Genomic DNA, 7,685 nt, shown 5'->3' with positions numbered 1-7,685 from the left:
ATCGTGAGATGAGAAAGCGCGAAACCGCCGTATGCGGAACCGCTTGTACGGTGGTGTGGGAGGTCGGTAAATGTGAAAGTAGGAGGCAAATGCCTTTCTATGATTAGCATTTACCTCCTACCCGATTAGGCCTCATAGGCTTGAGCCAGTTGCCTATCGAACAATTTCCGGATATAGCACCGCCTACAGTGAGGGTAACGGCCACTTACACCGGAGCCAACGCCGAAACAGTGATGAAGAGCGTCATCACTCCACTCGAAGAGCAACTCAACGGTGTGGAGAACATGATGTATATGACCTCTACCGCCACCAACACCGGTTCCGCTTCCATCAGCGTATATTTCAAACAAGGAACAGATCCCGACATGTCGGTGGTGAACGTGCAAAACCGCGTTGCCTCGGCACAGGGACTGCTTCCTGCAGAGGTGACAAAGTCGGGAATAACGGTGAGGAAGCGACAGAGCAACTCGCTGAAAGCCATCTCGCTCTATTCGCCCAACGATTCTTTCGATGCCAATTTCCTTACCAACTACATGAAGATAAACATCGAGCCACGGCTCTCGCGTATTGCTGGTGTGGGAGATGTGAATATATGGGGAGCAAGCTACTCGATGAGAATATGGCTCGACCCTCAGCGAATGGCCCAATACGGTCTTGTTCCTGCCGACATCAAGACGGTGTTGGACGAACAGAACATCGAGTCGCCAACCGGCACCTTGGGTGCTGAATCATCCAACACATTCCAGTATGTGCTGAAATACCGCGGACGCTATGAACAGGAGGAGGACTATGGCAATATGGTCATAAAGTCGCTTCCCAGTGGTGATGTCCTGCGACTGAAGGATGTGGCCCGCATAGAGATGGGAGCAGAGAACTATGCCATGCTCAGTTCTACCAACGGACATCCGGGAGCCAACTGTATGACGGCACAGACATCAGGATCCAATGCCAACGAGATTATCAAGGAGATAGACAAGGTGACTGCCGACATATCGTCGTCATTGCCCAAGGGAATGGTATTGGCCGACGTGACGAGTACCAAGGACTTCCTCGACGCCTCCATTGCCAATGTAGTGGAGACTCTGATTGTGGCTATCCTGCTGGTAGTGTTGGTGGTATATTTCTTCCTCCACGACATTCGCGCCACCCTCATACCCTCCCTGGCCATCATCGTGTCGCTCATAGGCACCTTTGCCTTCCTGTATGTCGTAGGATTCAGCCTTAACCTTCTTACCCTCTTTGCCCTTGTACTTGTCATTGGTACTGTTGTGGATGACAGTATCGTTGTGGTAGAGGCTGTGCAGGCTCGTTTTGAAGAGGGATATACCTCCGCCTATAATGCTGCTGTTGATGCCATGGGCGGTCTGTCTTCGGTACTGGTGACCACCACCATTGTCTTTATGGCGGTATTCATCCCCGTGAGCTTCATGGGCGGTACAACGGGCACGTTCTATACACAATTCGGATTGACGATGGCAGTGGCAGTGGCTATATCCCTACTCAATGCCATGACCCTGAGTCCGGCACTCTGCGCCCTCATCCTGCATCCTCGCGCCAAAAACGAGCAAGGAGGGAAGATAGGATTCTCCGACCGCTTCCATTATGCCTTCGACACCTCGTTCCTTCGTCTTCAGCAAAAATACATGACAGGAGTAGCGTTTCTTTTCCACCACAAACGACTTGGTATTGGCAGCATCTTTGTGGCAGTGATTGCATTGGTGGCATTGATGGGCACAACCAAGACAGGACTCGTGCCACAGGAGGACATGGGCACTATCAACGTGAACGTGCAGACATCCCCCGGCACCAACCTTGAGGAAACAGGACAAATAATGGACAGGATTGAACAGTCGATAAAGGATATACCTCAGATAAAAATCTATTCGCGCGTTACGGGTAAGGACGCAGTACACAACCAGTCGGCATCTGCCGGTTCGTTCACCATCCGACTGAAAAACTGGAGTGAGCGAAAGGAAAAAGGTGACGACGTCAATTCAGTGATGAACGAGATCTACCGCCGCACCGATAGTATAAAGGCAGCCAAGATACGTGTCTAGACGAGTCCGATGATTTCCGGCTACGGCATGAGCAACGGCTTCGACCTCTATGTTCAGGACAAGAAGGGAGGCAGTATCGACGACCTGCTGCGATATACCAACAATTTTCTCGATGCCCTGAACAAACGCCCGGAGGTGTCGCGCGCCTACACCACCTTCGACACCAAGTATCCGCAATACATGGTGGAAGTTGATGCAGCCCTCTGCAAGCGCAATGGCATATCGCCAGCCGATGTGCTCAGTACATTGTCGGGATATGTAGGAGGCAGCTATTCGAGCAACCTCAACCGCTTCACCAAGCTCTATCGTGTGATGGTGCAGGCTGCTCCTGAATATCGTCTTGACACCGAGGCCCTCAACAATATCTTCGTGCGCAACAGCAGTGGTGAGATGTCGCCTGTATCGCAGTATCTCACACTCGCGAGAGTATATGGCTCTGAGAGTCTTTCGCGCTTCAACCTCTTTTCAGCCATCAGTGTCTCTGGCACGCCAGCCGACGGTTACAGTTCCGGGCAGGCTCTGAAAGCTATTGAGGAAGTGGCTGACGCCACATTGCCCGAGGGTTATGGCTATGAGTTTGGAGGCATGTCGCGCGAGGAGGCATCAACCGGCAACACCACCACTTTGGTGTTCGTCATCTGCATTGTTTTCATCTACCTCATCCTCTGTGCCCTATACGAGAGCCTGACCATCCCCTTCGCTGTCATCCTTTCCGTACCCTTCGGTCTGATGGGCAGTTTCCTTTTTGCCAAGTTTTGGGGATTGGAAAACAATATCTATATGCAGACAGGACTCATCATGCTCATCGGTCTGTTGTCAAAGACTGCCATCTTGCTGACGGAATATGCCTCCGACCGCCGTCGCCAGGGAATGACGATCACAGCAGCTGCCATGTCGGCTGCCAAGGCTCGTCTGCGTCCTATTCTGACGGCTTCAATGACAATGGTATTCGGTATGCTTCCCCTGATGTTTGCCCATGGAGTGGGTGCCAACGGCAACATTTCGGTAGGAGTAAGCACAGTAGGCGGAATGTTGTTTGGCACAATAGGCCTGCTCTTCGTTGTCCCCACCCTGTTCATCGTCTTTCAGACAATTCAGGAGCACTTCGGGAAAACGGGACGCTAAGCGTACTCCCGCTACAGCATCATTGTCTGTCACCACGGCACAAAAGCTGTTGATGTCAGTATGTTTGTCAATGCGCTCCGAGTATCTTTCCTCACCCTTGCCTTTTTCAGCCGGTTGCCTTTGGTTAGCCGGCTACCTTTGGTTATGCCAGTAGAATAAGCGTTATCCGTCAATCCTCGATAAACATCATACACACAATTATCCCACTGACCCAATAATGATGAGGCTTTATCAATGCCGCGGCAAATTCGAACCATACAAAGTTCTTTGTCATCACTAAAAAAGATATAATTAAAAAACGTTTGTTTTTTTTTGTTATATATAATAATATTATTATATTTGCAGCAGAATTAACCTTTTTGACAGGTTCTTTTGGGTTACATTCATGCCTTGTACCCATGCCGAAGGTGTCGAAAGACACAAGGGAGGGAGAGGCGCGACATATGAAAAGGCGTTTACCAAACGTTCTGTTCTTGACGAACTGAAACTTCGCAACTTTCTGATACAGTCTGGAACATAACAACGGTAGACATCTGGCGAGAGTATATTATACTTCCGTAGAGCTATTAGTAAGTCTAGTTTTCAGAGGCTTACAATTAGCTCTTAGGGAATTATATAATATTCGGCATGGGGGTCTAACGTTGTCTGTTCACTGTATCGGGCAATGCGAAGGCCTCAGTTCGTGGGACAGGCAGCGGCGAGTTCCCACGTTTTTTTGTATTCGCATAATAACCTAAACAGTATCAGCTCATTTTTGGGGACCTATGGGCATTAAACTTTTGTATTATGTTGTCTGGATTGGCAGAAATTATTAGTTTTTCAATGGGAAGTCTGATTTGGGGCGTCCTTATAGCGATAATCTTCGTTGCGTTATTCTTTTTTATAATCTCCAACTGGTATAAGAACATGCCGTTGACACCTGTGTCATACATCATCTGTGCTATATTGTTTTTGATTTTGGCATTTCATTGTGTCTTTATAGTTGGAGAAATAAAGATCATCAGTTCAGCTGATGATTATAAGGCATATATCCAGCAAATTTTCAATATGCTCAATATTGATGGCAACATGTGGATAAAGGAGTCGGAGGCCAAACCTGTGCTTGACAGTCTCTTTGACCATTATCCACTTCTGCAACACTATCTTTGCGATTACTCATATGAGGGTACTGTGGCTCAGATGCCAAATTCGATGATAGATTATTTCGTCAGTTTGGTAAAGGAAGAACTGCTCTATGACATCCTGTGGTGTCTGGGGGCAGTGATAGTTGCCTCAATACTCGTAATCTTAAGTATGAGAGATGGCAAGCCTGGGAAAGGAACACCAAAACGGTCGTACACACCCTCAGAGGATGTGTTCTGAATAATGATTTAATTCAAAAACTATAATATTATGGCAAACAACTTGATTATTGGACTCGGAGGCACGGGAGGAAAAGTAGTCCGTGAGCTTCGCAAGCGTATCTATGAGGAATTCCGTAGCAATGAACCTGGCAACGGATGTAATATCAACTACCTCTATGTTGATTCCTCGCCAGCAGACCTTAACGACAGGACAGGATGGAAAGTGCTCGGTAAGAGCGTCCACCTTGGCGATGCACAGAAAGTTAACATCAACGGCATAAGTACGGCCGCACTGCAATCGTTAGGCCAATATCCCGGATTGCAGAGCTTTATCAACGACGATGACAAGCAGCTTATCGACCAGCACATGGGACCGCTCATCACCGCTGGTATAGGAGGGCAGCGCCGCCGCTTGGGCCGTATGCTCATTGCAAACAACATCTGCGACCGCAATCAGGCTGAAAAGAACTTTGTGACAAAGCTCAAAGCGGCTGTTACTGCCCTGCAAAAGAGTTCGGAAGACAACGACGTGACTTTCACCATCTGCGCAGGACTGGCGGGTGGAACAGGCTCTGGCTCTATTGTTGATGTCATCTCACAGATACGCAAGGAATTTCCATATCAGGAATCTACCAAGGCCTTCAAGATCAGACTGTTTGTGTACATACCTGAGATTAACGTGGTGAACCAGAAGCATGACAACGGCTTCTACCAAGCCAACGGATATGCCGCCCTCTCAGAGCTTAACGCAATCAGCGTTGGCAAATACGCTCCGTTTGACGTTACGGGCGAGAAAGACATCTTCACACAGAAGGTGCAGCGTCTGCTGCAAAACCAGGAGTCGTTCGAGGCATGTTATGTGTATACAAACGTAAACGAGCAAGGCAAGAACCTTGACCTCGGCACTAAACTGCCAAAGGCTGTTGCAGACTTCATATTCCAGATAGTTGTTGTTGGAGCAGACAAGAATGGACAGATGTCGCGCCTTGTGGGATGTGAGAACGATGGTGCCGGTCCTGAACACGATTTGAGCGGTGAGCAGACTCGCAGCCGCAAGTTCTTGTCGTTTGGAGTGGTGCGTGTGGAATATCCAGAGACCGAAATCGACGAGTATGTTACCTACAATTATGCTATCCAAGCTACACGTCAGCTGACCTACAACCTTTGGCAAGAGGGCATTGGATATGGCGAGTGTACACTGGAAGAGGTTGGCTCGGGATATCTTGACGAGATAAAAGACCCGAAAAACCGTGGTAAGCTCAAACTCGCCAATGCCGACCTTACACTGGAAAAGCCTGTAATAGAGAATGATAGCACTAAGAACTGGCGCGCATTTAACATTACATGGGAAACACGCACACAGGGAGATGCCGGACTGGTGCAGCAACAGTATGAAAAGAAGCAGTGGCTCGCACAGTTCACAAAACTCATCGACGAATACTATAGCAACGGTTTCCGCAAGCATGGAGTGAAGAAATTCTTTGAGATCCAGACTAAGGAAATAAAGGCTTACGCCAGCTTTATTCGTCGCCACATTGAAAGCAAACTATTTGAAGAATGGGCAAGTGGAGGAAAGGAAGGAAAGAGCATGCTGCAGATAGAGAAGTATGCCATGATACTTCGTCAGGACTGCGAGGACCGCATAGGTGCGTTCAAACAGCAGATCTCAAAACTTGAACAGCAACGCGAGGAGAAGGCTGCCGACATCAAGGCTGCTAATGTGAAGTGGAACAACATCGGTTGGATACGAGATGCCGTAACCAATGCAGCATCGAAGACTTTCGCTGAGTTCAAGACTGCAAAGTGCGAATATTATGTGCTTGAGACTAAGATAGAATCTTATGCTTATGCCATTCAGCTCTTACAGCAGATAGGCATCGAGCTTAACAGCATGATTCTTGGAATACAGGCAATGAAGCAGGAACTCGACGAGATATTGAAGCAAGTGGTTGACCAGGCTTCTGCAAAGTGTCAGCTCAATGCTTCTCCTGAAGAGGGCAAGATGAAGAAGTACAAGCCTGAGGTGGTGCACGACCTTACAAGACAGTATGTAAGTGACTATGACCTGCAGAATGCCAACTCTACTGAAATCAGACAGAAGATGATAGAGTCGCTCGGTGAAGACGGAGTACGCTCTTTCGCACAGCTCAACGCTTCTGTTGACATCAATACTGCTTCTGACATCATTATCAATATCTGTTCGAAGAACGCACGCACGGCTATGGAGGAAACGGCAAAGAAAGATCCTCTCTACAAAATGGTGGGCGTAAATATTCTTGAAAAGCTCAAGAATGAGCTGAACAGTGAGGAGAAGATAGAGGCCTTTGTTGATAGTGTAATCAACTTGGCACGCTCGTACGTCCAGTTCAATCCTACTGAGACGGCAGCCGTGATAGGTGACAATCAAGGAGCAATGGTACCTATGGTACAGGTTGCTATGCCTAAGCCAACAAACGATCAGGAGGAAAAATTTGTCAAGGATCTCGGTGTGGCCTTCAGCAATAAGCAGACTGGCTTCATTCCAAGTTTCACCGATGGTGACTTCTCGGAGAATTTCAAGTCTAATCAGATGGTGGTGGTTTGTGCAAAAGCCGGCTTCCCATTGCGCTTCCTGCTTAACGTGCAGACATTGCGCGAAAAATATAACCGACTCTTGGCTGCTCCGCAAGGTAAACTCAACAAGATGGTGCTGCACACGGAGAGCTTCCCGACACCTCTGCCCGACCTGTTTGAACTCAATTCAGCCGACCTTGAGCATCCAGCTAAGAAAGCAACTCTTCTGGCTTTGGCTCTGAACCTCGTGCAACAGCAGCAAGACCCCGTCACGGGAGAAAAGTTCCTTGCCATTAAGGTGCCCGACGAGGTGTTTGGCGACCAGTGGGTAAAGATAGGAAAAGACTTCCTTGGATGCGTCAACGCACTGAAACAGGACTTCAAGAAACTGAAGTCGCTTGAGCAGCAGGTGGAAAAGGAACTTCATATAAAGGCCCGCAGCAACGACCAGAAGATGGAAGTTAGGAAACTCCTTGGTGGAGTGGTGCAGCAAATCATTCTGCCCACTATATGCGAAGGCAACCAGTTCAATCCACTTTATGCTGAATACAAGAATCTGGCGATGGAGATTATTAACGAAAAATTGAAAGACTTATAATATAATAAG

General features: G+C 48.1%; 2 protein-coding genes and 1 pseudogene. All 3 read left to right on the top strand.

All coding sequences use genetic code 11. The features are described from left to right. Positions 1 to 125: 125 nt before the first annotated feature. A pseudogene (locus tag CIL02_RS13820) lies at positions 126 to 3,182 on the top strand (efflux RND transporter permease subunit); the annotation flags it as partial. A 1,047-nt stretch (positions 3,183 to 4,229) separates the two neighbouring features. Beyond that, positions 4,230 to 4,544 (top strand): hypothetical protein, encoded by a 315-nt coding sequence (locus CIL02_RS16145; RefSeq protein ID WP_141210245.1) that lies wholly within the window; start codon positions 4,230 to 4,232, stop codon positions 4,542 to 4,544. Positions 4,545 to 4,574: 30 nt separating this feature from the next. Then, entirely contained in the window at positions 4,575 to 7,676 is a 3,102-nt protein-coding gene (locus CIL02_RS13805) for a tubulin-like doman-containing protein (RefSeq protein WP_094402584.1), read from the top strand. Positions 7,677 to 7,685: the final 9 nt, after the last annotated feature.

The organism is Prevotella sp. P3-122 (assembly GCF_002251365.1).
Lineage (GTDB): Bacteria > Bacteroidota > Bacteroidia > Bacteroidales > Bacteroidaceae > Prevotella.
The sequence above is the reverse complement of the archived record's forward strand: the minus strand, read 5'-3'. Positions and strand labels throughout refer to the sequence as shown.